This is a genomic window from Streptococcus sp. HMSC076C09 (genome assembly GCF_001837905.1).
In the GTDB taxonomy this organism is placed as follows: Bacteria; Bacillota; Bacilli; order Lactobacillales; family Streptococcaceae; genus Streptococcus; species Streptococcus parasanguinis_I.
On record NZ_KV834648.1, the window covers coordinates 129,033 to 154,453 of the forward strand.

Consider the following 25,421-nt stretch of genomic DNA (forward strand, 5'->3'; position numbering starts at 1 on the left):
TTTTGCATATTCATCATAATGTTTTCTAGATTCCTTTCGTATCAAGGGTTTAGACCCTATTGCTTAATTTTTACTGCCCACTTCTGCCCATTTTTCTAAAAATCGTCAAATGCGTTAGCGACTTCTTTTTGTTGTGATGGGAACAAATGTGAGTAGATATTTATTGTTGTATTGATAGAACTATGTCCTAGTCGTTTCATCAGAGTGAAAAAGATATAATCCTTTCCTTCTCCTCTCCTCAATCCCTGATTAATTAAAAAGGCCACATGCGAATGCCTAAAATCATGGTTTCGAATCAATTTGAAGTCTTTTGGCAATCGTTTCTTGAATGATGCTCTAAAGTTAGAGACATTCGGAGCAGTCATAGGCTCCCCTGAAAATTGGAAAATCTGTAAATCATCAGTTGAATCAGTTAGCTTAGACAACTTCTGACTTTGTACTGACTTCCAAGTTTTCAACTCATCCACAAAAGCTTTATGGATGTAGATTTCTCTATTTGATTGAGTTGTCTTTACAGATCCAATATGTGTTTTCCCATTGCGATAATAGGCTGACTTACGGATCTTAATATATCCCTCGTCAAGAAAAACATCTCTCCAAGTCAAGGCAAGTGCCTCTCCCATACGAATTCCCGTAAACATGAGTACACGATATAGAAGTTTAAAAGGATATTCACTTTCTTCGAAATAGGACTCAAACTCCTTGAATTGTTCAGGAGTATAGTAAGACATTTCTTTATGCTTTTCTGGAAGTTTCCGAATAGCATCACATGGATTATCCTGTCTAAAACCTTTTGAAATAGCGATATCAAACAACTTATGAACAAAAATCATTTGTTGGTTAATATGCGTTGCTGTAAGTGTGCCACCTTTTACACTAGGCTGTTCAATTAACCAATCTCTATATTTTTTTACATCTTGAATGGTAACTGAAGACATATCAGCATTTTCAAAGAATCGCGATACATATTGGGTATAGTATGAGTTCTGGGTATCTACTGTACCTCTTTTATTTCCACGAAGCTCATCTTCTTCTTTTAACATTACATAAAGAGAGGAAATGGTGAGTTTTTGTGTATTCTGTATCTGATTTAACTTATGGATACGGTAATAAGCCTCATATTCCTCTGCTTCTTTTTTTGTTAAAAAATTAGATTTGCGATGTCGTATACGTTTGCCAGTTAAGGAACTTTTACCATCACTAATATCAACTAGCCACAGTCCATCGTCCTGTTTTATTACCGCCATGCTATTTTTCTCCTTCAGTCATGACAGCGCTTTGAAGGTTCTCCTCAATTATATCATTTTTTAATTGTATTTGAAAACCAAGAATGGATTCAACTGTAATAATCGGTACACGTCCAATACGTTTATTCTTATACCATTCAAATCCTTCTTGTACAAGCTGGCTTTTAGCCTTTCGTATTAATTTACTAGCTTGTGTTTCAGAATATCCAATCAATTCCATTAAATCATTTTTATCTACAACTTGAATCATCTATATCTATTCCTTTCTAATGTCCAATAACATAGGTAAATTGTTTGGCAGTTTCTGCGTCAAAAGTACGGTAACTAATAATCCCCAATCCTTTCACATTACATTCTGATACGAGAATTGAACCATCTGATTTGACCTGTTCCACAAATGAAATATGTCCGTATATTGGATCAGCTCCAGCTTGTCCAGGGCTAAATGATAGTGCAGAGTGTTCTGTTGGCGTATGGGTTATTGTGAATCCTGGCTTATTCATCCATTGACCACCATTTCCCATAAATGGATCAAAGTTGACTCCGACTTGTTTTCCACGGTTGAAGACATACCAGGTACATTGTCCCCAAGGATATGTACTAGTGATATATCCTGTGGTATCAATAGCTGTTGTCAGACTGTAACCTACTGGTATATCATTTGAAGTGATGCCACCACCATCTCTAGTTTTTCCTGTAGTTTGTTCAGGAGCTTTTGGTGTTCCTCCATGTTCATCAATGAAGGCATCCAGTTTTTGCATGGTTTCTGCACGTCTTTTTCCTGATCCGGTGGTATCTGTGAAATAGACCCCACCATCAGTTGCTGGATTGAGTGTTCCATTCGCAAACTTTTTAGCTTTGTCATCTTGAATTTTGAAGGTTTGGTTTTTATTCCCAATAATAGTTTGTTGGGTTAGTCCGACAACCGCGACTTCATCATTAAAGTTATTGGCGTATCCTGGATTGGTGTCGTAAGCCCCAAAACCAAACATATTGGCTCCAGGATTAGTGGCTACCCCAGCAGTTCCAAGGGAACTTTCATTCAGTGCGATCGCAACGATTCCACGGACATCAAGATTAGATTTAGCTTCCCATTCGAGGAGCTTTTTCCCATTAATTCGGTTCTTATCATAGGAGATTCCTAACGTATCTAAAAAGCCATCTAATTGCTCTGCTGTGATCCCGAAGCGATGAACCAGTAGGTTATGAGTATAAGGGTCCCCATCTGACCAGTGATCCGCATAAGTCACTCCATTTTGAGATTGGGGCGAGCCGTTTGTTCCACCACCTCCGACAGCCCCCATAAGGATAATGATAATGAGGACTGGTAGAAAGAGAGGAATGAGGCCGGCTAATAGAAACCATTTTAGTTTTTTCATCGAATCTCCTTTCTAGTTAATGTCTTATATAAGCAGTGAACAAAACAGTCCCAAAACGCCATTTTGCATCTAAAACGACTGAATAGGACTTAGCCTGTAAGATAATTTGGTCTCGCTCTTGTTCTGTGACTGGAAATAAAAGAAGGAAATCGACTGAGCGTTTTCCTTCTTGGTAGGCCTGATAAAGAGTTTCTTCAAGAACTCTTGGAAAAGAAGTTCTTGAGCGTATTTTGGTATTCATATCATTCTCCTCTGAGTTGTTTTAAGCGTTCTGTTAATCGGTCTCTTCGTTCAATATTGGCTCTCAATTTATCGTCTCGTGTCATAGTCTTTCTATAAGCACGAGTGAAAGCATTCGATCCTTGAGCTTTGTACATGGCTTGATGATCTTTATATTCCTCTAATTTGCGCTCAATACTATTAATGCGGAGTTGTTTAAATGGAGAAATCCATTCTTCTTTAAGGGTTTGGAATTCCTCGTTTGAACTTGATGTTGGCTCCGCTGTGATTGGGGATTCCATTGAGGGAGTTGGTGTTTTTTCCTTAACTGGTTTAACCTTCTCAGGAATTGCCTTTGTTTTCGGAATGTTTGGTTCTGGAGTATCTGGACTTATTGGAGTCTCAAGTGTTTCTACTGGGAGCACTTCATCAGGTTGGTGCTCTGATTCCTTATTGGTAAAGAAAGAACCAACATTTTGGAAGTGACTCTTGGCATTCATCATCATCCCAGCTCCCAAACCAGCACCTGCTAAGGCAAAGTTTCCAAGGTGTTGAGCAGATGAAAGGCTTCTCGATGGTACTTGTGAAGCTACCTCTCTGGTCTTTGTGACTCCTTTTTCAACTTTGTTTCCAATATCACTTGCCACCATTCGAGCTTTAGATCCAAGAATGAATTGGATCAGCTCAGCTTTGTATTTCCATAGAAGGAAATATACAAGTCCTTTTGAGACAACTGAGATGAGTAGTTTAAAGACAAGGCCGAAGATGATCAAGGATGGAAGAGTTTTAAGGATGCTATCAAAGCCAGTAATGACGATATTTTCAATCATTTTCTCAATGTAGAAAACTAACAAAGTCAGTAGACTAGTGATAGCTGGGAAAAGTAGCCCACCAAACATGACTTTCAAGACTCCAAAAATCAGATCCTGCATTCTTGGTACAAAAGACATCAATAGCACAATCGGAAAGAGCAGGATCATCATCAAGACGAGTGTTTGCGCGATGACGTTTAACATCTGAATCAAAATAACCGGTATCGCTAATACGAAGGCTTCACAGATTTTGAAGATGACATAAAACATGCGGGTAAAGATGAAGTCAGGCATAGCTGAAACCCAACGGTTCTTTTCACCATCATCATTGGCTCCATTTCCTAGTTCATCCAGATATTTATTACGATCTTTCGATTTGACCGCTTTAAAGTTTCCATTCTTATCGCCTGTTCCTAGTACCTTACTATCATCAAAAGTTTCTTGTTTCCCATCTTGGCTGTTCTTATATTTCCCGTTTTCTTGACCTGTATTGACAAAGACATAGGCTTTATAAGAGGTTTCTGCAATATAGCTATCTGCCATGGAATCGCCAATTTTAATCGATTTATTATTGCCATACTCAACCTTGATATTCGTGATATTTTTGGTGACATCTTGAGAGACATGGTTGATAGTATCAAGTAGATATAGACCACCTGATGTTCCAGCAATTGTTCCAAAATAACCAAAACCAAGGATGAGAACTAGAAAGACATGAAGGAGAGTTCTTGAAAAAGCTCCCTTAGAAAAGAAAAATTGATAAAAGAGATAAAACGCTAGAATCAGAAGCAACATTGAGACGAGTGATTGTTTTGCGACTCCACCAGAGCTTGAACCGATGAATCCTTTCCAGATATTCATCGCTCCATTAAAGACATAGTTCTTGTAGTTGGAGTAAAGATCAATCTTTTCAAGAATCCGAATCAGCAAAGAAAAGAAGCCCACCACTGCATTTAGAATGAAAAAGAAGAAGTTGACGAAAAGCTCATTAATCAGTACCCAAGCACCATTAAAGGAAGCGAACCCAGTTGGCTCCATGTAGGACTTAAGAGAAAATATATCGACTCCCCTTAGTTTGTCAAAAGCTTCTTGCATGGATTCACCTCCTAACTAGCGTATTTATTTTCAAGGCTTGATGATACTGTTGCTTTCATTGGTTTTAGAAGCATATCAATATCTTCAAAGATGTTGTGTACGGAAATCATATTGAGATTGCCATACACGTCATAGTATAGGCATTGACCAGAGATCATATTGTCAATCCATTCAAGATTACTTTCAGTGACTTCTAGATTGACATGTTTTAAAATATCTTCTCGTTCTGACTTTTCATAAAAAGCAAAGATAGTTCCGAATCCAGTAGTATCATCGTCATTTTCTGCATCATGTACAGACTGAGTGATCAGTGCCAAGGTATTATTTTTGGAGCGTCCAATCCGACGCATATTTTTGATAACGGCTTTTCCTTCTGCGGACTTCATAAGAATCCACGCTTCGTCAAAGAACTCAATGGTATCTTCATTTTCATTTCGTTCTCCAAAGTGAGTACAGAAGGCACCAAGCGCAAACATGAGAGCAATAGAGTTGCGTTCATGATCTGAAATTTTTGTGGAATCGTCTTTTGGTAGTTTGAGGTTATTGACCTCTAGGATGGTCACTCGTGACTCGTAGTTAAGTCCTTGAGTGGTTCCATCTGAAAAGGCTAATTCCAAGATAGAGTTTGTGACAATTGAAGTCAGATAACGACCAACCGAAGCAATTTCAGAGGAAGTGGATTCTCTAAGTACTTTTAGGACGTGTTTAAATCCGACCTTCTCACCAGCGACTCGTTTCTCCACAATCGCATTAATAGCTTCTGTGATAGCTGTTTTTTGATCCATCGTGACATCATCTACAGCTTGTAGTAAAAACTCAAGCATGTTTTTTGCGACCTCTACAGCTTGTTCTTTATCTAGAACAACAATAGGATCTAAGACTCCGTGGTTTGATGGAAGTGAGCTATCTAGTGTCACAAAGTTAAAGTTCTCTATCTGTTTCTTGCGTTCAGGATAGAGTCGTGCGAATTCAGGTGAGTTGATCACTTCTTGGTAGTGATTTCTAAGTTCACGTTTAGGGTCAATATAAAGTGTCTTGACATTCTGTAAAGCCACACTTAAAAAGATGATCTGAGCAAGGAAGGATTTTCCTTGACCTGTTGCCCCCGTAATAATGATGTGTGGGTTCTTAGTAATTTTTCCAGCTATATCTTCTTTATTTCCTACTGTCGCATTGTAGAGGACAATGTTCTTTGAGGAATCAATAGCTTTAGCGATATTGTCCCAACGTCCTGTCCAGTTATCTACTCGGCCAATATACCAACCGATACGGTTCCCAGAAGAGGTATTGGTGAAGGGCATGAGTTCTGAAAATCCACGAGCTGTGACCATATGTGTCCAGGTGCGAGTTTTCTTTTGGAGGTTTTCTCCATAGAGCAACGCTTGAAAGAGATAAGGTCCGTCTTGAGAGGCCTCACTGATTTCAACGCCCATATCATCAAAATAGTTTAAAACCACTTGTCGTCTTTGACGGAGTTGGTTCACACTAGAAGCAGAGACAATGAGATAGGCTCCATATTCAATGATATCTTCCTTGTTTCCAACTTTCTTCATTAAGTCCTTTAGGGAGATGGAACCCATGATAATCTCGTCTTGTTGGACAGTATCTGTATTTTCTGCCTCTTCCATGATGTTTCTGTAACGCGTATTCGAGCGTCCCATTCGACCCTTGATTTTACCTGTATCAATGAATTCTGCCTTGATTCGTAGCTCAACGGGAAAGTTTAAGCGTTGGATAAATTCGCCCAGGTGAAAACCATTGAATTGAACAGGAAATTTACCAACCGGAAGAATCGTCACAAAGGAAGATCCATAAGGGCTTTCTAGCTTGAGAAATCCACCTTTTAGGACTTTGATCAAGGTGTCTGTGATATTGAATTGAGCACGATTAGCGAGTACCTCTTTCTTGTAGTGAGGGATATAGCGAAGGTACTGCATCCGCTGGTAATAAAAGAGTTCTTCATTGGATAACCGTTTTGCCCGAAGGACAGAGAAGGCTTGGAAAATAGTGAATTCATCACTTTTATAGTCTTCATACCAAGTGGGACTTAATTCATATTCATAGCCAAGACCCTTAGCTATTTTTTCGGTGAACTCATTAAAGCTCTCATAGGCCAAGTCTTTGACGGTAGCTCCATGATTTTGTTTGCGTAAGGTCACACCCACGACCCAGTCAAACTGATAAGGAATCTCCATTTCATCTGTTAGACGTTCAACGGTGTAAAGAAGTAGTTCTTCTCCTAGTTCACGACTGTCATCTGCTAGAGCGTCTGAGAAGTCCCGCATTTTCTCTTCTAAGAGATAGTCTTTAGGGATCAGAGATATTTCAAAGAACTTGTTTTTCTGGAGCTTCTTCATCATTTGAGCAACCGTAATTTTGTGTTTGCCCTTTTTTTCATCATCTGTAATGGTGATGGGAGTGTTTGGAATACGATAATAAGCAACGACTGTTTGATCTTTTTTGAGAGCTAGATTTTCATGTGTTTCCCAAATAGGATAGGTTAATGTAATACTCATAGGTCCTCCTTTTCTATAGATTTGTTTTTTCAAAGACAATTTCTTCTACAGGTTCTATTCGATCTTCATGGTAGATAGCTTTTTTGTTTAGCTTAAAATCCCAGAAGTAAATCAGGTAATCTCCGATAAAGACGTGCATCTTTTTACCGTGAGGCTCGTATTCAGTATAGAATTTAGCCAATTTGTAAGGGAGATACCAATAGAGTAAGAGAGAAATTGAGTGAGTGATTTTTGCGAGTGGCACAAAGATAAATCCTCCAAAGAGTAACATGGCCACAAAGACGATGATAAAGACAATGAAAAAGGACAACTGCATCGGTGTCGCAAAGTACCATAGTCGAGTGCCCTTTTTTGTCTTGATTTCTTGGATCCAATAAGGAGCATTTAGGCCCTTACTGTAATCATAAAGTCTTTCTTCATTCATGCTTAAAGTCCTGATTCAATACCGAAGAGTCGTAGGAACCAGCCGACTGCTTTGAGGATATCTTGTCCTTTCGCAATTGAAACAATAACGGCATAGAAACCAACGACTGAGAAGAGTTGAAGCCAGGAGCTATTTCGCCAAGCCTTGATCGCTAAGAGCACGGCAATAGCTGTCAGGATCCAAATTCCGTCGCCCTGGAGGAAGGTTCGTAGATTGTCTGTATTCATAGAGTTCTCCTATTCTTTATCATTTGTATAATTTAGTGGAATGGTGTGTTCTAGTTTTGTGACATAGTAGGTCTTTTCTTTTTCTGAGAGGGTAAAGGTGAAGTTTTCTGAATGAGTGGTCCCTCCGACCTCAAAGGTTGCTTGAACATAAGCGATTAGATTCTGACCGTCTTTTTTTAGATAGGTATAATCAATCGTTTTGAAGGTGGTATTGGCTATAATATCCACATCCTTAGCAATCAGATTGAGATTGTCTTGGTTAGTAGTATAGTTGGTAAAGAAGACTTTGAGGAATTTTTCAACTTTTTTACGCTGAGTATCTGAAAAGTGATCGTTAGCGGTTAGTTGAAGCTGATCGTCTTCGCTAAAGTGTCCAGCTTGTGAGGATTCAATAGCAGAAAACCAAGGAAGGCCGGAGATATAATATTTCCCTTCTTTTTCATCAAATGGAATATTGAAACCCGTCACGATTTCTTTTTCTTCCGTGTTATTGTCCCTACGGATAGTTTCCTTGTATTTGATCTTATAGGTCGCAACCTTCCCTTCTACAGTCACTAACTGAGAATAGAGGAGTTCACTAGGATTTCGAACTTGACCTTGAGCTTTCACATCAGGAATGAAGTTGTAAAAGCTGTTTAAGTAGTCCACTTGAGCTTGTTGTTTATCGCCTTCTTGTGGAAGGGTGAAATAGGCGTAGACATAGTCGTTCAAGTAGTACTGGAGTTTATAGTCGTATTTTCTACTAGACTCTATAGGCTGTGCTTTTTGTTTTTTAGCAGCCTCTACTTGAACTTGTAGTGTACCTACCTTATTTGATAGTGTGATAGCACGAACAGATCCCAAGAGGCCAACAAAAAGGAGGAAAGCAATTCCTCCTATGACTGCAATATTGACGGTCTTTTTATTGGTGACTTTTAGTTTTGGTGGTCCTCCTTTTTTCTCCACCTTTTTAAAGTGTGAGAGATATTCTTTTGCTTGAAGCAAGTAGCGTTTGGCTTTATCCATAGATCCTCCTTTAGAGACCAGCAAGTTCAATGAGTTTTGAGCCTTTTGCATAGAGGCGCTTATTGGCTTTTTCGATCTCGCCATTAATGTAATAGTAGCCTCGTAGCTCAGTTTGGAGTTGTTCAATCAGGTCAGGTTTTAGGTCTTTGGCTTCTTCTTTTTTAAGGAGACTATTTAATTCTCCAGCCTTGGTCCAAGCCTCTCTATGATCTTTCTTTTTAAGTAATTCTCCCAGTTCATTCGTGACTTGAGAGACTTTCTTTTCAAAAATAGTTTTAGTAGCCATTTCAATTTCCTTTCTAAATGTTTCTTGATTGTCTTTGATGGTCTTTTGGATATAAGTAATGAGTGAGGGGCGCATTTTTTTATTTACGCTCAACACTTGACCATCTAGCGTAAAACAGGCATGTTCATAGTCATAAAAACCTTTCGCATCCGGTAGCTTCTCGGTATATCTTCCAGCACATTCATAGTAGAAGTCCTTGCCTTTTCGTAAGAGAATGTACATATGCCAGAATTCTTGTTCGGGCAAAAGGAAGAAGTCCGTCTGATAGATCTTCTTAAGCATCTTAAGAAGCCTCAAGCAGGTCATCGTAGCCTAAAGCTTGATAGATAAAATCTGAATCAAACCAGAGCCAGTCATTGATTTGTCCTTCTGTTGGTGTATTCCCAGAGAAGATATCTTCACAAATGACGGTTAGAGTATCTACTCCACCACGTTCACGGACAGTGTTCAAGGTGGTTAGTCCACCAGACCAGGCTTTAAAGTTATCTAGTGAATTGATTTGAACTTTGTATTCCATATTGTTTTTCCTTTCTAGTGTTCATAGTGTTTGTTGGCTTTGAGAAGTCGTAACATGGCTTTTCCTCGATCTGTGATTTCTCCGCTGTTCTGAATCATCTTCATGTATTCTGTTTGGAGGATCTTGTCTGCTTCAGTGACTAGTGCCAGGGAGTTTGCGACTTGGTAGGTTAGCCAGCGAATGGTTCGCTCAATACTGTATGGTTGTGGGTTGGTTGAGAGCTTTAAGGGTTCGACGCCTCCAAAGAGCTGTTGCCATTTTTCATCAGGTTTATAGGCTCCAAAACGAGTAACTCCATCATAGACTTGGATTTCTTTATTGATGATGCCTCGTGCAATTTCTCCGAGATCTACACCATTGATGTATTCCTCCACAATGCCTTGAGCTTTCTGATCTGAAAAGCGGAGTTCATAGCGATTCCAGATACCAAAAATCTCCAAGGATTCGTCCAAGGAGATGTTTTCCATTCGAGCAATTTCATAGCGCTTTTCATAAAAGTTGAAGTAGAGTTGACTTTGACGGCTCCCAAAATAAATGGATAAGCCGTGATTCGCTTCCATATTTTCATTATCTGTAAAAGATCCACCACCCGTGATATTCCATTTCTTGATCGTGTCTAGGACAATCTCTTTGGAATAGAGTTTATCAATCAATTTAGGGATTTGAATTTGTTCGTCCTCGTGACCGTAACCCTTATAGAGTTCATCTAGAGCAATATCGAGTCGCTTCACCCGAACATCTTCATAGGAATAAAGAATGTTTTGAAGAAAGATCTGCCAAGTGATTCCCTTGTCTTCTAGAAGCAATTCCAACTCACGGCATCCTTGACCGGATAGTTGAAGACAAGTTTGGTAATCATTGGTCACAGACTTATCAAAGAAATCAAAAATCCAGATGTTTCCTCGTTGCCATAAGTGAGTATAATTCATGAGACGGGTTTCTTGGTCTGTAAATTCACTTAGGTGACAATGAAGAAAGTTTTCACAGAAAGCATCTAAATCCTTTAATCTGGGAAAGGTCAATCGGAGATAGTCGATCTGAGCCCGAAGACTGTTTTTATCGCAATCTTGATAGTAACCGAGTCTTTCTTTCAATTCTCTAAACTTATCAATCGTCAGTCCTCTTTCGCCTGTTTCATAAGAGCGATAGGTTCTTGTAGGGAGATCAACAGCTTGTGCAAATGCTTTTTGACTAAGTCCTGTTTGTTTTCTGAAATTCTTAATATGAAAAGGACTAATTTTGTCCATTCATCGCAACACCTCTTTCTAACGAAGTGACACACTTTTTTGACGAAAGTGACACACTTCATAAAAATTGAAAACCCAACTCCCATAAGGAATGAGGAGGGGTGGACTTGGCGTTTTTGCCAAATGTAACCCCCCTATTAGAAAACGGGGGTTCGTTGTCATCATGAGCCAGGAACGGCGGGCTTCGGTCTTCGCCTGACCTGCGGTCAGGCTTGCCCTTGCCCTTGTCCTAGCCCATGATGACTGACAATCGCTTCAATAGCTTTTGGATAGGACTTCCGTCCATCCTCCTCAAATCGAGTAATTGTTTCAAGAAGTAACTTTTCTTGGAAAGGTTCAATGAGAATGGCGGAGTCGGTCCGTTCAAATGAGATCCCGTATTCTTCCATATAAGGGATGATTTTTCGAAGAGTTTGCATTTTTAAATCGTGCTCATCCGCAAATTCCTTGAGTGGTCGCTTGTTTGGTTCGTTTTCTATAGACTCCTCTTCCTCTATAGGATCAACTGCTTCAACTGATGGTTTGTATTCTTCAAATACTGAGAACTCTCCTCCTTCAAACTCCATGATGGGAATTTTAGAGTAGGCATCATAGAAGGAGAAACCTTGATCAAGCGGTACATAAGGAGAGAAAAACTCACCAGCAAGCTCGCCGTTGTTTGCGATATAGCCCCGTCCTTTGACCTTAACTCCATTAATTTCATCCAGCTTTTTAAACTCTTTGGTTTTATTGGCATCCCCAAACATCATGTCATATCCTGTTGATTCTAAATGACCGACGGAGAGACGCTTCATAAAGTTATCCCGAAGAGCTGTTTTAATAAATTCACCATCGGGCCGTTGCATAGCAAAGATGATAAAGACACCAGCCTGACGGCCTTCTAGAACTAACTGGGAGAGATATTCCATGAGTTCTGACTGTTGGCTATAGTCACGATCAATCTTTGCCATAAGAGCTGCCCACTCATCCACCAGAATGAATTTTGGTTTCATGTCATAGTGAGTAAAGTTCTTTCCAGCTTGGAATTTTGGCGAAGTAGACATCAATTCATAGCGTTTTTCCATGAACTCTACATTGTCTTTAAAACAGTTGATGATATCTTCCTTACTTGTGTAGACTCGGCCATGAAAGACTGGAATTTTCCTTAATCCAGCCAGGTCCGAATTCTTTGGATCACAGATATCGACAAAGCCAATTTTAGCTAGAGCGTAGATAATAGTCATGAGAACAACGGTTTTTCCTCCACCTGTTCCACCACCAATGAGAAGATGAGGTTCTTCGATATAATCCCAAGATACATCTTTCATGAGCTGGAGTTTGGATCCTTTGACCTTTACTTCATCTATGGTGATTCGGCTATCAATTCGGTTAATAGCAATTTCATATTTGATAAAGCGGTTATCAAAGGTTTTATTTCGAAAATCTCCATTAAACATGACTTCAAGCGTAGCTCCAAGGTTGAGGAAGCGATCTTGAAATTTATTACCTTCTAGAATGAAACTCACTTCAATCTTGTAGCGAGACTGTTTGATATACACTTGAGGTAAGGTGATTTTTTCAATGATCTTGTTTTCACGTCTGACCTTTTTAACTAGATAGAGGTTATTCTCTAGCAAAAAGCGAGAAAGAATTCGAAGGCTATTGAGCTTTTGAAAAAAGAGCATCTTCCTGTAGCAAACACGATTAATAAACCAAGAGAGAAGCAAAGAAAAGAGAAGCCCAGCTCCTAGAAAATATCCTTGAGGTAAGGGATGGACTTTTAATTCTTCTAGATGTAAGTAGCTGTAATAACTAATAGCCAACAAAAAAGGAAACCACCAGATAAACCATGTGATTCCCTTTAGTTTACGATGAAAAACTCGAACTCTTTTTCCCCGATAGGTAAAGAGTTTCATCCTGCATCACCCCCTAGTTTTCCTTCTTATTTTCTACCGGTTTGTTTTCTTTAGTTGGTGTGCCTCCAGTTTTTTTCTTGATTTTAGAAGCAAAGAGCTTATAGATATCATTACGATTGACGTGGGTATGCGTGATAACAATATCTTCTAGTTCAACCTCTTCTCGGTATTTAATACCTAGGTCTTCAATTTCAGAATCTGACATGTCTGCGATCGTGAAAAAGAGGGTTTCGTGCTGGACAGAAGAGTGAATCCCTACGACAATTCCACGGATCTCACCTGTATTGACTTGGACAAATGATCCATCAGGATTACGTTGTGAGCGATCCACTTCAAAGATGATATCAGGACCTTCAATGCCTCGGAAAGACAGTTTTCCAAGGACAGCTGGGACATCTAGTCCATCTGTAATGACACGATAAGTCTTGTCAGCAATTTGTAGTTTTTCTCCGTAGTTTAATCCAATTTTAGCCATGTAATTTTCTCCTTTAAATTCTTATTTTTTAAGTACCAATTTTTCCGCAAAGACATTGAGATAAGGTGCAACATTATTGCCATTTAGCGCAGTGTCTGGGAAAAAGATTGGGTTAACTGCTTCTACTAGAGCATCTTCTGGAAAGACCGTTGTAGAGGCTGGTGTAATGACATGAAAGGCACCGTGCTCTGCGCTGTTTAAAATGTGACGTTGGTATTTACCTTCTTTTCCAAAAATAAATTTAGGAGCATTTCCCAAGCGTTCATAGTAAGCAGGGCCAATAAATTCTGGTTTCATTTTAAGTGTTTCTGAGATCATAATATTTTCCTTTCTGAGTGTAAAATTAAAAGAGTTAAGCTAGTTGCTTCACTCTTGAGTAATAGTGGGTAAATAGTTTGCGTTTAAACATGCGACTATAGAATTGAATATCCCCAGGAGCATAGCCATTTCTGCGAGCATCATCTGCGAGATGATCTAGATCTACTTGAGCTTGAGCATAAAGTTTAGCCTGTAGTTTATCAGATTCACTAAACATGCCATAGGTAAATTCATAGTTATCGTAGAGTCGTTTACATTGTAGTGCGAAAAAAGTTTGTCATATCATTCTCCTTTATTGTAATAAGTAAAAAAGCTACTAAGTGAAAAAAGGAAAGAACTTAGTAGCTTGAGAGTAAGTCTATCTTAGTAGATAGACAGCAGTAAAGAAAAGTTATTTGGTTGGAAAGATCCCTCTTTCCACGGTGGCAACGTTTAGCAAGGTGCTTTGCGTCAATTACCATCGCTTTCCCAGCCAATCTCTTTAGGTAGTCTTGATCATACCCAAGGGATTCTCTTACGCCCTTTGGCGAAGCCAGTTCACTTTACTATTCGGAAAAGTGCGAAAGTCCGAAATGCGTGGAAGCCCACAAATAAATGTTTTCTATCTTCACTTCAACCATAAAACGGACTTGACTTTTAGTATCAAAACATTTACAATAAAGGTACGAAGTTTAGTGTAGTTTGATAGTCAGTCCTCTGGTTGTCAGACGCACTTTTTATTTAATTGTCAATGATCAAAACCTTCTAAAATAAGGTTATTATTTTTAGAAGAAATATACTCTTTCGAATATATTTATATTATATACTCGGTTGAGTATATTGTCAAGAGGTTATTGCAAAATATTTTAAAAATTTTTGAGGAATTAGAAATGGGATTTCCAGAACGATTAAAAGAACTACGTTTACAAAAAGGATTAACACAAAAAGAAATTGCGGAAGAATTTGGAATTAAACAACCTAATTATCAGCAATGGGAAAGTGGTAAAAGAAAACCATCATCTGAAACTTTAGAGAAGTTTGCGAATTTCTTTGGAGTTACGATGGATTATCTTGCCGGCAATGATGAAGAATTAGATAACGTAGAAGTTCTTTTTCGAATGAATTCAAAAGGTTTAACTGCGGAAGAAAAGAAAATTTTCAAAAAGGAGTTAATTGAATTTATGGAAGAGAGGAAAAAATTATTTAATGAAAAATAAAAAACTTACTATTAAACGTGGATTTAGTTATAATAACACGTTTTTAGCTTTGGATGAGAATACAAGAAAAAAAATCATACAAATAGAGGTTAGATTAGTTCGTTTAATAGAACAATTTAAGTTAAAGACTGAGAAAGTAAAGCTTAATAAAGAAGCCGAAAAAAATATATTTCAGGATGAAAAGATTCTCAGAAAATATAAGCAAATAATAGACAAACAAGAAATTACTCGTTTTTATGATAGCCAAAAAATATTATTAGAGTTTTTTTATGATAGAAAGAACGATAAATTATATCTAAATAATATTTATATTTTTGATAAAAAGTTATCAAAAAGTAACGATAATAAACTAATCAATTTACATTTTTTTGTTTTTTTACTACCTTTATTTATGATAGGATATAGATATTGTATATATAAGGACAATCTGTTTAATAGTGAAAGATTCGGACTAAAATTTTTTTATGGATTATGTATCTACATTTTCTTAGGGGCTCTATTCTTTTATTTTAAAAAAAAGTTACTTTTAGAAAATGAATATAAGCTAAAAAAAATTAGTTTTTTTGACAGTTTGAATATATATAAATATACTTCAAATTATAGAAGAAAAACAGCACTCATAGCTTTATTGTTTTTTTCTACTCAATTTATAATTGTGAATATTATACCTAGGGCAGAGTACTCATATATTGATAGTATAATTATTTTATTATTAACTCTTTTTATAGATTTGTACTATATTATTAATCTTTTTATTTCATTCTTTAGTGTCACCGGAGCAAATATTACATTTTTGGCACTTTGTTTGACTTTAACATTTTTTTTAGGGATAATCAAAAAGGACAATTGGGTGTTGGTCACTCTGTCTCTGGCTCTTATTTCTTTAATTATTTCAAAAGATATTTGGAGAATATCTGAGGATAAAGTAAATCCGTTAAATGGGGTACATGATACCAAAGATAATGAGGATATTGTTGATAGAAATATATATATATTAAAATTAATTATAGGATCATCTTCAATGATTCTATATTCCATTATCTCAATGTTTGGAGATAATACAATATTTCTAGATCTATTTAACAAAATTTCAATTCCTACAAATAGAGTTTGTAAAAATTCATTCACTGGTATTATTTTTATAGGTTTGGATAGAGTGTTTGTTATATTTATTAGTTATTTAGCTTTACAAATAATAAATGCTATATTTAAGAAAGTTAGAAAACATAGTTTAATCGATGTATTAAAAGGTAGGATGAATTCTGTTATAAATAAAATATCATCATTGGTATACAGAGGTATAAAATAAACAAATATAATCTAACGATTTTATATGCTAAAAGTAGATAAAGTGGACTTTAATCCACTTTTTTGAAAAAAGAAAACTAAACCAAAAAAGTTTAGTTCAGATATAAAGGAGGTAGTATTGCTTGGATCCGTTATATATAAAAGTAAGTAACAAGACAAAACAAGTACTATATAAGTTTATGCAGGATAAGTCCATATCCATATTAAACTATCATTTTAAATATTTCTTCCAACACTGCATAGATAAACATATAATCAAGGTAACCAGTCACCACTTCTCAAATCACAAGATTGAAGGATTAACCGTTATCGATGACTTAGGTATTAGTTTTTCTTATGAAAAGGATAATCCAATTGTAAAGCAGAATTTTACTCTGTGTCATGAACTAGGGCATTTCATACTTAAGCATGAAGGCACTTATTTTGCTGAATCTATTGATAATCAGGAGAACCTACTAGAGCGAGAAGCGAATATTTTCTCTGCTGTAGTATTAATGCCGGACATTGTTTTGTTGTCAAAGATTTATTATGGTTGCAACACCTTTCAACATATTCAAAATAGTCTGGATGTTTCAAAACAGGCACTGTTTTTTCGCCTCTTAGATCTTTTACGAGAATATTATCCTGGGAAAGAAGGCTTCATTAAGCAAGCTATTGAGGAATATATAGAAGGACAAAATGCTACACTCCTCCTTTTGTTTCACAGTATCAAAGAACAGATTATAAAGGAGTTTAACAACTACCAGACTTCTCTAATCAATAAGATAGAGCGATCTTTGAACAAAAGAGGCTTCGTAACCAGTCAAGAGTATCCAGAACTTCTAGATCAAAAGAATTGGAAAACAATAAAGACTTGCCGAAAAAATTTAAAAGTATGGCTCATTTATGATAGAGGAAAATCTATAGCTTATGTTTGGGATAAAAATAAGCTAACAGACAAAGAGGCAAAACAAAAAGCTGAATTGAAATTACTATTAATGTGAGGAAAACGATGTATCAACCAGAAAAACTAAAAGCTCGTAGAAAAGAGCTAAAAATGACTCAAAAAGATATTGCGGATCGTTTAGGTATTAGTTATCAAGCTTATTCAGCATGGGAGCGTGGAGTAAAACAACCATCTAGAGAAAAAGTAAAGCTTTTGGAGCAGATTCTAAATGCTCCAAAAGGCTATTTTACGGAGATAGAAATCGTCAGGATATACAATGCTTTATCAGATGAAGGAAAAGATCAAGCACTTAGTTATGTTAGAAGTCTAGTTCAAAAAGAACAATGTAAGAAAGTTATTTCGATATCAGAAAAACTATACGAATATCATGTTTATGAAAAAATGTCTGCTGGTATCGGTTCATCAGTTTATAACGATCAAAACTATGATACCGTCTATTTTAATGAAGAGCTAGCCCACGATTTCGCCTCATGGATTTCTGGCGACTCAATGGAGCCCAAATATCAAAATGGCTCTGTGGCTCTCATTCGTGAGACAGGATTTGATTATGATGGAGCAGTTTATGCCGTAATCTGCAATAGCCAGACTTATATTAAACGAGTTTATCGAGAGGAGCATGGCTTAAGGCTGGTTTCTATCAATCCAAACTATAAAGATATTTTTCTTTCTTATGATGAAGATCCTAGAATTGTAGGAATTATTGTTGGTAATTTTGTACCAATGAAACTCTAACAGTAGTTTTTTTACGTTGATTTTCTATTTCTGATGACTATGTAATAAAGAATATAGAAATCTTTTACTTTGTAACCCTATGCGCCAAATCCTTAAATATTTAGACAAATTACAAGTGTTACAAAAATATTTCAAAAACGCTTGACATTCTGTAACATTGTAATATAATAGCTAATATAAATTTAGGTGAGGTATCATAATTATGAAAAAATGGACAAGTTTAGCACTTTTAGGCTTGACTTCTGCAACTCTACTAGTAGCTTGTGGTTCTAAAAAAGAGGAGAACAGTTCTTCTGTAAAAGAAACACAGACTTCTATGAAATCTAGTCAGAATAAAACAAATCAGTCTTCTAAAAAGAAAAATACAAAAGCAACTGAATCTAGTTCAGAAGAAACAACACAATCAAGTAAAACAACCACAGCGTCTAATACAACAAGTGGTGACAAAGCTACAGATTCATCTCAAATGGTTCCTGCAGAGCTGGTAGGGACTTGGACAGGTACAACTGAAATTGCGAAAGATGTCCAAATGACAGTGGCTGCGGACGGAACGGTCACTACGACAGCAAACTTTTATCAAGCAGATGTGAACCCAATTCGTACAGCAACGACTAGAGCAAAAGCTGTTCAAGCTTCTGGTAATATCTATTACTGGGATACGGATGAACCAGGGGCTTTTGAGGCACTCCTTCCTGGTATTGCGGGACTTGGGGGAGCCAATGCCAAGGTAAAAGCCGGTTTTATTTTAGAAGAGGGCCATTATACACCAATTGTATTTGTAACAGGTCTCAATGAAGATTTTGATTACAGCAAATACAATGATTTCCGTGTCTCACTCACAAAATAAAGACATATTCAACGCTCTTAAAATTGACAACACCCCAAAAGTTAGATTTCCCTCTTTCTTTTGGGGTGTTTTCTTATAACCTAATATAAATAAGAAATCAAAACTTCATCGCTCTATTTCTACTTATTATATTGTTGAAGTGCTTTATTATATGCTTTACTGCCTTTTTGGTAATATTCATGTTCTATTCCAGATATATCGACTGTAATGGTGCCATCCTTAACTTTATATTTTACTGTTGAATCAGCTCTACCTTCTCCTGATAAAAGGAAGGTGTTACTTTCTTGATCAATTGTAAAACTATCAGCTTCTCCGTGTTTTATTGAACCTCTATTCCCTTTTATAGTAAATGCCAATTCATTTCTTTCACTTGATATCCAATAGTATTCGCCATCCAGAGATTGTTGCTTATTTTTAGTGCAAGCAATTAGCGTAATTATTGATAATGACAACAATAATATGCTAACAAATTTTCTCATATTTCTCGCCTCCTTTTATAATATTACTATACCAAAATAATGTTACAAAACTGTATCAATGTCTGTTATAATGGAAATTTTAAATAATGTCCATTATAACAGACATTAGTAAATTACAGAAAAAGATCTATATTTGCCTATAGTTTTACTAAATCTCTACGACTATAGATTAAAAATGTATACACTTCTATTTTACAAGTTCAACTTAAGAAAATCCCAATTACAACCATTTAACAAGTAATATAAAAAGGCTCTATAATTTCTGTAGTGAGTAAAACTACCGTAGGAATTATGGAGTCTATTTTCTTGTAGAAAAAGCCACTTTTATTCGTCACATAATGATGAACTTGATGCGATTTTCCTTTACACTTTCACGATTTTTCTTTGATTTATTTTATAAACTTGAGTAACAATTTCTGAAGCATAATGATGTTCTACTAAAATGATAATAGCATCAGGTAAATAGCTTGAAATATTTTCAAGTATCATGCTTGAATCGTTTTTACTAATATGAGAAAACATTTCATCTAATAGTAAAACTTTAGGTTTTTTGTTCAGAGCTCGGGCAATTTTTAATTTTTGTAATTCTCCTGAACTAAATTCATTAACAATATTCTCCATGGCAAAATCAAATAAATTTTCAATTTTCTTTAATCTTGATGACAAATTAACAATTTCAAAGATATGCTTGATCTCTTCAGTTTCAGGTATATTTTCAATTAGTTTTCCTCCAACAAATCCAAGTTCATTAGAGACATAAACAATTTCATTACTTAGTTGTTCTATCGTTTTTTCCTTTATATCAATACCATTGAAAATAATATCACCCGAAAATTCATTTAGATTAATCATAGACTTTAGAAATAACGATTTTCCACTTCCGTTATCTCCTTTAACCTGTATGATATCTCCAGATTTTAATTCTAAATTAATTGATTCTACTATTTTTTGATCATCAACAAATAGATTCACATTTTTCATAATCAACGTATTAATTGTAGATTTTGTTGAAAAACTAGTATTAATATATCCATCGCCAGATAAAAACTCAGTAATTCGTGTATGATAAACCGAATTCAATTTTATAGTAGTTATTGTCGAGATAATAGCTGTTATAGGAGAAAATAACATCCCTATATAAGCATTAAAAGCAATTAAATCACCAACTGTCAAAATATTATTTTTAACTAAATTAATACCAATAAAGATGGGTAAAAACGTTGCTGATGTAATTATCAAATTAGATATAATAGACACAATATTAGAGTATATTTTAATACGTTTAAGAGTAGTTGCATTCTCATTTACAACTAGTTTAAATGATGTATATACCAATTGAAATAAATTATATATTTTTACCGTTAGATGGTTGTATAATATATTCACAGTAGTATGAATTAGATTATCTCGATTATTTTTTGCTATATAAGTAAGGTTTTTTAATTTATTACTAATAAAAATTGTCCAAAAAACATACACTGGTACAAAAACAAGACACACCACACCTAACCAGAAGTTAATCTGTAGAATAATAGTTACACATCCTATGATTTTTAATAGATTTGATAGAAGGGCATAAAATATGGTGAGTATATTTGAAACATATGTTTCTATATCATTCAAAATTATCTCTTGCGCTCTACTTTTATCATCATCAGATATGAATCTTTTGCTTAGAATAGATATTATAATTTTTTGTCTAATAAATTTTATTAAGTCTACTTCTATTTTAGCAGTTACTCTAGTCAAAAAGTTGCTTGATGTAAATTGAAGGAATAAAAATATCAAAAAAACAATAAAAACTAGCTCAGTTTTTTCATAGTTTCCTTTACCAATTACATCATCAATTAGAAATTTAGATATATATGGTAAGGGAATTGCTAAGAGCGACTCTAGAATTATCAATATAGATAATAAAATTAAAAGCATTTTTTTTGTTTTAAATAAGACTGTCTTCATATTACCACTCAAATTGCTTTAGATTAGCTTCTATTTCTTTTATCTTCTTTGGATCTAGTTGGTTTTTTTTTAAAATCTCACTATCTAAACTTGATAAATATCCAATATAGTAATCAATCAGTATTGTATACTCGTGGAAATTTAGTACCTTCATTTTAGATTTTATGAAAGAATTGACTTCTAAAAATCTTTCAGATTTTAAAAGATTTTCTAAATATATTTCTCCTTTAATTAAATTTCCCTCCTCATCCTCTACAATACCTAAATCAAGTTGACTAACTTTTAAATTCAAGATAGTTCCAATCATATTAGAAACACCTTTAAATTGGCGCATCAACCAGTCATCGTCATTCATAATATCACACCACCACTATAAGTTTTTGCTAATTGAGATAGACTCTCAACCTCAAACATTTTATTACTTTTCCAATAGTCCAATTCATTTGCATAGCCTTTACCATTACTATACAGTTTTTGGTATTTTTTAAAATTATATTCTTGATCGTGGCTGAATTCCAGAGTTCCTGATTCAATTTTTTTAATTACAAGTGCAGATTGAACATCTAAAATATTTTTTATAGCTTCCTTTGTATAAGTATTCGTGATAAAACTTTCTTTGCAAACAATTGATAGTCCCATAGTTCCCATGATATCGTTTAAATAGTTTAACGTATCTTCTGCTCCACTATTACTAGAAATTGAAAATAACGCTCCATACTTACCACACAATCTAAAAAGATGTGTCCAGTGAGCAATCCTGTCTATAAATGTCTTAATAGACCCTGAGACAGTATTTGCATAAACCGGCGAAGCTATAACAATCAAATCTGACGATAACATTTCTTTTTCTAAAAAAACCATATCATCACTTGACTGAGTTTTCCCGGTTATAAAAGGCTGTATAGACCCATCGCAAAATTCAATATGATAATTCAATAAATTTGCATAAAACACAGTCACATCTTCATTACCATGTTTTATTAATCCTTTTATGAACTCTTCAACAACAAAATTTGTTGTTGAAAAATCATGTCCAATCGCTCCAGTACAAACGAATACTTTCATTTCCCTCTCCTTTGCTACTATACTTCCATCAAATGTATTAATGGTCCACCACCTTTACGAATTAATTCCATTGCATAAATACTACCAGACATTCCCAACATAAAGGATTCCAGATAATGACTTGAGCCCCTTGTCCATTTAATCAAGAAGGGATCTGAGATAGAGTTCGATACAACATCCATACAATAATCTCTCACGTTTTTATTGAACAAATTACAAATTCTATTTAATATCAAAATATTTCCAACGTTACCATGACATAATGAAATACTATTTAAACTTAATAAGTTCTTCACATCGTCAATAGTTAATCGGCCAAGTTCCAATTTACAGTTTTCTGAAAAGGCGAAATTTTCTTCAGCAATTCTATAGAGAAATAAATAGTAACCCATCATACCTCTACACCATGAATTACTTTCCTTTAGTAAATCAATATTAGCTTTTACTGATTTAAGAATCTCTTCTATTCTGTTTAAAATATGCACTGAAGGATGTATTTTGTATAATGATAACAATGAAATGCCTTCTCCTATTATTCCATGAGAATAAGAAAGATCATTTGTTTCTAAAAACGACTCTTTTACTATCTCATATAGAGTATCCATGAGTTCTGAATCTACCAAGTCACTTTCCTTTTGATAGATATTAGATAGGAGAGTTAGTAAACCAACTTCACCATTAATAAAATCATTAAATTTATCTACTTTTATTTGCTCATATTTTTTCTTAATTAGAGACTGTAGTTCCATTAAAGTATTAAGATATTCTTGACTTCTTGTCTTATTATAGAATTGATATGTAAGATAAACCAATCCTCCCAAACCTGTAAAAACTCCTATATTTATCTCATTTTGCGGATTTCTTAAATATGATAAAGCTTTTTCTTTTATTGTGTCATACAATTTTTTTGCAGTTTCTTGAGACTTACTATTATCTAAATTAATCAGAGTAAGCACTATTCCTCCAGAATTATATAAGCCAGATTCTATACCTTCAATAAACATTTTCTCTTCACCATTTAATGAATTGACTTGAAGTGTATAAAGCTCTAATCTATCTGGTGCATATTCAACACTTACATCAGAAATATAATCAATGAACTCATTCGTGATTTCCTCAATTTTTCTCTCTCTTTTTCCACTCTCATTAATTGGATGAAAAAAATCAGTTAGGGGATAATAGGCTGCAAGAGATAACTCAATATACCTAATTTGTTTTTCAAGGTCTGGATAATCTAGCAAGTCCAATCTCTCAAACAAAGCACTTTGATAGTCTTTTGAGTAATAATCTTCGATAATAATGTCGTTATTATTATAAAGATTCTTTGAGTTAGAATACATATAGAAACAAGGTACATCATCATTCTTTAATTGCCTTATCTCATCCTGTACCCTAAAATATCCTAAATTACCTGGCTTGAAGTTTTCTAGTAAAACATTAAATAAATTATCTCTAGCATCAGATGAAGTCAAGTATTTATAAGAATTAGACACTTCCAAAAATTTACTATAAACAACCGTTGGTCGCAATACTTGTCGAATTTTTATAACTTGCTTAAAGCCATCATTCAATATAGACCTAATTATATCTTTATTTTTAAGAATAATATCAAGACCTGTTGTAAAACCCGCTTTTATTTCTTTTTCGACTTGTTCCGGTAAAACCTTCTTTCCATTGTAGGATAGTTTTTCAATCAAATGAGTTGCTCTGATTTCTCTTTGAACAAATTTCCATTCATTTACTTCAGAGATTTCTAACTCATTGATTATGGTTGTTTTTGAATTTTTTGTATCTGGAAATAAACCACTTGCATTAAATAACATTATATCTTTATTAGAAGGTATAGGTAAGAGATAGCTGTTTAAAACACTTGTTTGCGGTAAATCAAATTTAAATATAGGAAAACCTTCTGAAGCCTCTCCCAATCCAAGAACTTCTAAGTCAATAAATACTGGTGATTGATTTTTCACATGGATATTCTCGTAATGTAAATCACAAGTGCCAAATAATAAAAATACAGACAAATAGATACCAGACAGATAATAAAATTCTGAAACTGATTCCCAACTGTTTAATGGACTATCTTCAATAAATTCCTGCCATGAATGATCATCAAAGCTAATACTCCATGGAATATAAAATTTTAAACTACTATCTACTTCCTTTAGGAAATTTATCACAGAGTGTAGCATATTATCTGTGGCTAAAGAACGAGGTTTGTAGACTACTTTCTCACCATTTAATAACTCGACAATTCGGACTGAAGCACCATTATGAGTGTCTCCTTCTGTATCAGAAATTGAACTAATAGTAAAATCTTCAATTTCAGTTACTTCACTTATTGCCTGTTTATCTTTTTCTAAATTAGTTATAATTTCGATAGAATAACTAAAAAAATTATTTATTTTTATATTAATTTTATCTTTTAGAATAGGATACTTCTCAAGGAAAGAAGATATACCACTATATTCACTTAACTTTGATAAAAAATCTTCCGTTCTATCAACATAGTTGTCACCATGTAAGATATGATTTTTCTTGTAAAATTGGTATTCTTCAGCTAAAGCATTTGAAATTAAATAAAAAATACTATCGTCTAGCTGTTTTTTTAAACGAGAATACAACTCTACCGTTCCAACTTTATTACATATTTCAATAAGTTTTGATTCGTGATAATCCAAGTCAAAAATACTGTAAATTGCTTCCAATAATGAACTCTTATCAACTATCTCATATTCTCTCATAATAACCCCTATCTATGCTTTAATATAAAAAATGGAGAGTAGCACTACTTTAATTAAATTATAATTTACTTAGAAACAACGCTTTTTGAAAGTTACAGTAATTATGGTAACAGGAGCACATAGGTGCGCTGTTAAAATAAGTGTAAGAGGAATTGTTGTAATAGTAGCTTGTGGTTCAACATCCCCAATTCTTTGATTACTATTACCAATTCTTGATAGCTCAGCTAAATTTGCTGTATCAACTTGATATCCATTCATAATTTGCCTCCAATCTTGCTACTCTCCACTTTGTATACTAGATACAATTTTATTATACGCCTTATCAAATGAAGGCGCAATCATTGCTAATTTTTAAAAAATTTAGTATATCTCCTTATAATTCCGATGTTATTCTCGGTTTCAACCAAAAACGATTTCCATAACAAGTTTTTTTATTATACCTTTCATTCAAGCTTTATTTATCACCAGTTTTAGATGGCTTTA

General features: G+C 34.8%; 27 protein-coding genes. 5 read left to right on the forward strand and 22 right to left on the reverse strand.

What is annotated here, in order from left to right; translation table 11 throughout:
• Positions 1-95: 95 nt before the first annotated feature.
• From HMPREF2704_RS08425 to HMPREF2704_RS08500, 16 genes are all read right to left on the reverse strand, one after another.
• Positions 96-1,247, reverse strand: a complete 1,152-nt coding sequence (locus tag HMPREF2704_RS08425; RefSeq protein ID WP_070846233.1) for a site-specific integrase — start codon at positions 1,245-1,247, stop codon at positions 96-98.
• Position 1,248: 1 nt separating this feature from the next.
• Complete coding sequence (locus HMPREF2704_RS08430) at positions 1,249-1,497, reverse strand: DUF3173 family protein (protein WP_021153905.1); 249 nt, start codon at positions 1,495-1,497, stop codon at positions 1,249-1,251.
• A 16-nt stretch (positions 1,498-1,513) separates the two neighbouring features.
• On the reverse strand, positions 1,514-2,626 hold the full coding sequence (locus HMPREF2704_RS08435; protein ID WP_070846235.1) for a CHAP domain-containing protein: 1,113 nt from the start codon (positions 2,624-2,626) through the stop codon (positions 1,514-1,516).
• 16 nt (positions 2,627-2,642) lie between these two features.
• A complete protein-coding gene (locus HMPREF2704_RS08440) occupies positions 2,643-2,867 on the reverse strand; it encodes a hypothetical protein (RefSeq protein WP_006595216.1) in 225 nt (74 codons plus the stop codon).
• A gap of 1 nt (position 2,868) precedes the next feature.
• Positions 2,869-4,752, reverse strand: coding sequence for an MFS transporter (locus HMPREF2704_RS08445; protein WP_070846238.1), 1,884 nt, complete (start codon positions 4,750-4,752; stop codon positions 2,869-2,871).
• 11 nt (positions 4,753-4,763) lie between these two features.
• Positions 4,764-7,268: an ATP-binding protein gene (locus HMPREF2704_RS08450; protein WP_070846240.1), complete on the reverse strand. Its 2,505-nt coding sequence runs from the start codon at positions 7,266-7,268 to the stop codon at positions 4,764-4,766.
• 13 nt (positions 7,269-7,281) lie between these two features.
• A complete protein-coding gene (locus HMPREF2704_RS08455; protein WP_006149323.1) occupies positions 7,282-7,692 on the reverse strand; it encodes a conjugal transfer protein in 411 nt (136 codons plus the stop codon).
• A 2-nt stretch (positions 7,693-7,694) separates the two neighbouring features.
• Positions 7,695-7,919, reverse strand: coding sequence for a TcpD family membrane protein (locus tag HMPREF2704_RS08460; RefSeq protein WP_003005585.1), 225 nt, complete (start codon positions 7,917-7,919; stop codon positions 7,695-7,697).
• 9 nt (positions 7,920-7,928) lie between these two features.
• Positions 7,929-8,924, reverse strand: coding sequence for a conjugal transfer protein (locus HMPREF2704_RS08465; RefSeq protein ID WP_070846241.1), 996 nt, complete (start codon positions 8,922-8,924; stop codon positions 7,929-7,931).
• Between the two features lie 10 nt (positions 8,925-8,934).
• Positions 8,935-9,492, reverse strand: coding sequence for a conjugal transfer protein (locus tag HMPREF2704_RS08470; protein ID WP_070846244.1), 558 nt, complete (start codon positions 9,490-9,492; stop codon positions 8,935-8,937).
• Between the two features lies 1 nt (position 9,493).
• Positions 9,494-9,727, reverse strand: coding sequence for a hypothetical protein (locus tag HMPREF2704_RS08475; protein ID WP_070846246.1), 234 nt, complete (start codon positions 9,725-9,727; stop codon positions 9,494-9,496).
• 14 nt (positions 9,728-9,741) lie between these two features.
• Positions 9,742-10,974: a replication initiation factor domain-containing protein gene (locus tag HMPREF2704_RS08480; RefSeq protein ID WP_070846248.1), complete on the reverse strand. Its 1,233-nt coding sequence runs from the start codon at positions 10,972-10,974 to the stop codon at positions 9,742-9,744.
• A 206-nt stretch (positions 10,975-11,180) separates the two neighbouring features.
• Positions 11,181-12,869, reverse strand: a complete 1,689-nt coding sequence (locus HMPREF2704_RS08485; RefSeq protein WP_070846250.1) for an FtsK/SpoIIIE domain-containing protein — start codon at positions 12,867-12,869, stop codon at positions 11,181-11,183.
• Positions 12,870-12,882: 13 nt separating this feature from the next.
• A complete protein-coding gene (locus HMPREF2704_RS08490) occupies positions 12,883-13,344 on the reverse strand; it encodes a hypothetical protein (RefSeq protein ID WP_049472385.1) in 462 nt (153 codons plus the stop codon).
• A 21-nt stretch (positions 13,345-13,365) separates the two neighbouring features.
• Positions 13,366-13,662 (reverse strand): hypothetical protein, encoded by a 297-nt coding sequence (locus tag HMPREF2704_RS08495; protein ID WP_049472387.1) that lies wholly within the window; start codon positions 13,660-13,662, stop codon positions 13,366-13,368.
• A gap of 34 nt (positions 13,663-13,696) precedes the next feature.
• Entirely contained in the window at positions 13,697-13,879 is a 183-nt protein-coding gene (locus HMPREF2704_RS08500) for a hypothetical protein (RefSeq protein ID WP_070846252.1), read from the reverse strand.
• Positions 13,880-14,531: 652 nt separating this feature from the next.
• Between HMPREF2704_RS08500 and HMPREF2704_RS08505 the strand changes: the two genes are divergently transcribed.
• The 5 genes from HMPREF2704_RS08505 to HMPREF2704_RS08525 all read left to right on the forward strand — a co-directional run bounded on the left by HMPREF2704_RS08505 (position 14,532) and on the right by HMPREF2704_RS08525 (position 18,691).
• Complete coding sequence (locus HMPREF2704_RS08505; protein WP_049472405.1) at positions 14,532-14,858, forward strand: helix-turn-helix domain-containing protein; 327 nt, start codon at positions 14,532-14,534, stop codon at positions 14,856-14,858.
• Positions 14,848-16,167: a hypothetical protein gene (locus tag HMPREF2704_RS08510; protein ID WP_049472389.1), complete on the forward strand. Its 1,320-nt coding sequence runs from the start codon at positions 14,848-14,850 to the stop codon at positions 16,165-16,167. The genes HMPREF2704_RS08505 and HMPREF2704_RS08510 overlap by 11 nt, the downstream gene beginning before the upstream one ends.
• 121 nt (positions 16,168-16,288) lie before the next feature.
• Complete coding sequence (locus HMPREF2704_RS08515; protein ID WP_049472390.1) at positions 16,289-17,149, forward strand: ImmA/IrrE family metallo-endopeptidase; 861 nt, start codon at positions 16,289-16,291, stop codon at positions 17,147-17,149.
• 8 nt (positions 17,150-17,157) lie between these two features.
• On the forward strand, positions 17,158-17,844 hold the full coding sequence (locus tag HMPREF2704_RS08520) for an XRE family transcriptional regulator (protein WP_049472392.1): 687 nt from the start codon (positions 17,158-17,160) through the stop codon (positions 17,842-17,844).
• Positions 17,845-18,046: 202 nt separating this feature from the next.
• The gene (locus HMPREF2704_RS08525; protein WP_049472393.1) at positions 18,047-18,691 is read left to right on the forward strand and encodes a hypothetical protein; all 645 of its coding nucleotides are present in this window, start codon (positions 18,047-18,049) and stop codon (positions 18,689-18,691) included.
• Positions 18,692-18,810: 119 nt separating this feature from the next.
• On the opposite strand, the gene HMPREF2704_RS08530 is transcribed toward HMPREF2704_RS08525, so the two are convergent.
• The 6 genes from HMPREF2704_RS08530 to HMPREF2704_RS08555 all read right to left on the reverse strand — a co-directional run bounded on the left by HMPREF2704_RS08530 (position 18,811) and on the right by HMPREF2704_RS08555 (position 25,196).
• Positions 18,811-19,170 carry a hypothetical protein gene (locus HMPREF2704_RS08530; RefSeq protein ID WP_042766363.1) on the reverse strand — a complete coding sequence of 120 codons (360 nt, stop codon included), beginning with the start codon at positions 19,168-19,170 and terminating at the stop codon, positions 18,811-18,813.
• A gap of 363 nt (positions 19,171-19,533) precedes the next feature.
• Positions 19,534-21,129 carry an ABC transporter transmembrane domain-containing protein gene (locus HMPREF2704_RS08535; RefSeq protein WP_049472396.1) on the reverse strand — a complete coding sequence of 532 codons (1,596 nt, stop codon included), beginning with the start codon at positions 21,127-21,129 and terminating at the stop codon, positions 19,534-19,536.
• A gap of 1 nt (position 21,130) precedes the next feature.
• Positions 21,131-21,484 (reverse strand): hypothetical protein, encoded by a 354-nt coding sequence (locus HMPREF2704_RS08540; protein ID WP_070846254.1) that lies wholly within the window; start codon positions 21,482-21,484, stop codon positions 21,131-21,133.
• Complete coding sequence (locus HMPREF2704_RS08545; protein ID WP_049472399.1) at positions 21,481-22,194, reverse strand: flavodoxin family protein; 714 nt, start codon at positions 22,192-22,194, stop codon at positions 21,481-21,483. Before HMPREF2704_RS08545 ends, HMPREF2704_RS08540 begins: the two co-directional genes overlap by 4 nt.
• A gap of 17 nt (positions 22,195-22,211) precedes the next feature.
• Positions 22,212-24,938 carry a type 2 lanthipeptide synthetase LanM gene (gene lanM / locus HMPREF2704_RS08550; RefSeq protein ID WP_070846256.1) on the reverse strand — a complete coding sequence of 909 codons (2,727 nt, stop codon included), beginning with the start codon at positions 24,936-24,938 and terminating at the stop codon, positions 22,212-22,214.
• Positions 24,939-25,007: 69 nt separating this feature from the next.
• Positions 25,008-25,196 (reverse strand): hypothetical protein, encoded by a 189-nt coding sequence (locus HMPREF2704_RS08555; protein ID WP_049472403.1) that lies wholly within the window; start codon positions 25,194-25,196, stop codon positions 25,008-25,010.
• Positions 25,197-25,421: the final 225 nt, after the last annotated feature.

Bases quoted from the DNA above. Each gene is read 5' to 3' on its own strand.
- HMPREF2704_RS08475 (WP_070846246.1), bottom strand. From the start codon at position 9,727: ATGGAATACAAAGTTCAAATCAATTCACTAGATAACTTTAAAGCCTGG.
- HMPREF2704_RS08540 (WP_070846254.1), bottom strand. From the start codon at position 21,484: ATGAATGACGATGACTGGTTGATGCGCCAATTTAAAGGTGTTTCTAAT.
- HMPREF2704_RS08535 (WP_049472396.1), bottom strand. From the start codon at position 21,129: ATGAAGACAGTCTTATTTAAAACAAAAAAAATGCTTTTAATTTTATTA.
- HMPREF2704_RS08500 (WP_070846252.1), bottom strand. From the start codon at position 13,879: ATGTTTAGTGAATCTGATAAACTACAGGCTAAACTTTATGCTCAAGCT.
- HMPREF2704_RS08470 (WP_070846244.1), bottom strand. From the start codon at position 9,492: ATGCTTAAGAAGATCTATCAGACGGACTTCTTCCTTTTGCCCGAACAA.
- HMPREF2704_RS08425 (WP_070846233.1), bottom strand. From the start codon at position 1,247: ATGGCGGTAATAAAACAGGACGATGGACTGTGGCTAGTTGATATTAGT.
- HMPREF2704_RS08445 (WP_070846238.1), bottom strand. From the start codon at position 4,752: ATGCAAGAAGCTTTTGACAAACTAAGGGGAGTCGATATATTTTCTCTT.
- HMPREF2704_RS08480 (WP_070846248.1), bottom strand. From the start codon at position 10,974: ATGGACAAAATTAGTCCTTTTCATATTAAGAATTTCAGAAAACAAACA.
- HMPREF2704_RS08450 (WP_070846240.1), bottom strand. From the start codon at position 7,268: ATGAGTATTACATTAACCTATCCTATTTGGGAAACACATGAAAATCTA.
- HMPREF2704_RS08555 (WP_049472403.1), bottom strand. From the start codon at position 25,196: ATGAATGGATATCAAGTTGATACAGCAAATTTAGCTGAGCTATCAAGA.
- HMPREF2704_RS08490 (WP_049472385.1), bottom strand. From the start codon at position 13,344: ATGGCTAAAATTGGATTAAACTACGGAGAAAAACTACAAATTGCTGAC.
- HMPREF2704_RS08460 (WP_003005585.1), bottom strand. From the start codon at position 7,919: ATGAATACAGACAATCTACGAACCTTCCTCCAGGGCGACGGAATTTGG.
- HMPREF2704_RS08455 (WP_006149323.1), bottom strand. From the start codon at position 7,692: ATGAATGAAGAAAGACTTTATGATTACAGTAAGGGCCTAAATGCTCCT.
- HMPREF2704_RS08520 (WP_049472392.1), top strand. From the start codon at position 17,158: ATGTATCAACCAGAAAAACTAAAAGCTCGTAGAAAAGAGCTAAAAATG.
- HMPREF2704_RS08440 (WP_006595216.1), bottom strand. From the start codon at position 2,867: ATGAATACCAAAATACGCTCAAGAACTTCTTTTCCAAGAGTTCTTGAA.
- HMPREF2704_RS08510 (WP_049472389.1), top strand. From the start codon at position 14,848: ATGAAAAATAAAAAACTTACTATTAAACGTGGATTTAGTTATAATAAC.
- HMPREF2704_RS08495 (WP_049472387.1), bottom strand. From the start codon at position 13,662: ATGATCTCAGAAACACTTAAAATGAAACCAGAATTTATTGGCCCTGCT.
- HMPREF2704_RS08525 (WP_049472393.1), top strand. From the start codon at position 18,047: ATGAAAAAATGGACAAGTTTAGCACTTTTAGGCTTGACTTCTGCAACT.
- HMPREF2704_RS08485 (WP_070846250.1), bottom strand. From the start codon at position 12,869: ATGAAACTCTTTACCTATCGGGGAAAAAGAGTTCGAGTTTTTCATCGT.
- HMPREF2704_RS08435 (WP_070846235.1), bottom strand. From the start codon at position 2,626: ATGAAAAAACTAAAATGGTTTCTATTAGCCGGCCTCATTCCTCTCTTT.
- lanM (WP_070846256.1), bottom strand. From the start codon at position 24,938: ATGAGAGAATATGAGATAGTTGATAAGAGTTCATTATTGGAAGCAATT.
- HMPREF2704_RS08505 (WP_049472405.1), top strand. From the start codon at position 14,532: ATGGGATTTCCAGAACGATTAAAAGAACTACGTTTACAAAAAGGATTA.
- HMPREF2704_RS08430 (WP_021153905.1), bottom strand. From the start codon at position 1,497: ATGATTCAAGTTGTAGATAAAAATGATTTAATGGAATTGATTGGATAT.
- HMPREF2704_RS08465 (WP_070846241.1), bottom strand. From the start codon at position 8,924: ATGGATAAAGCCAAACGCTACTTGCTTCAAGCAAAAGAATATCTCTCA.
- HMPREF2704_RS08545 (WP_049472399.1), bottom strand. From the start codon at position 22,194: ATGAAAGTATTCGTTTGTACTGGAGCGATTGGACATGATTTTTCAACA.
- HMPREF2704_RS08530 (WP_042766363.1), bottom strand. From the start codon at position 19,170: ATGAGAAAATTTGTTAGCATATTATTGTTGTCATTATCAATAATTACG.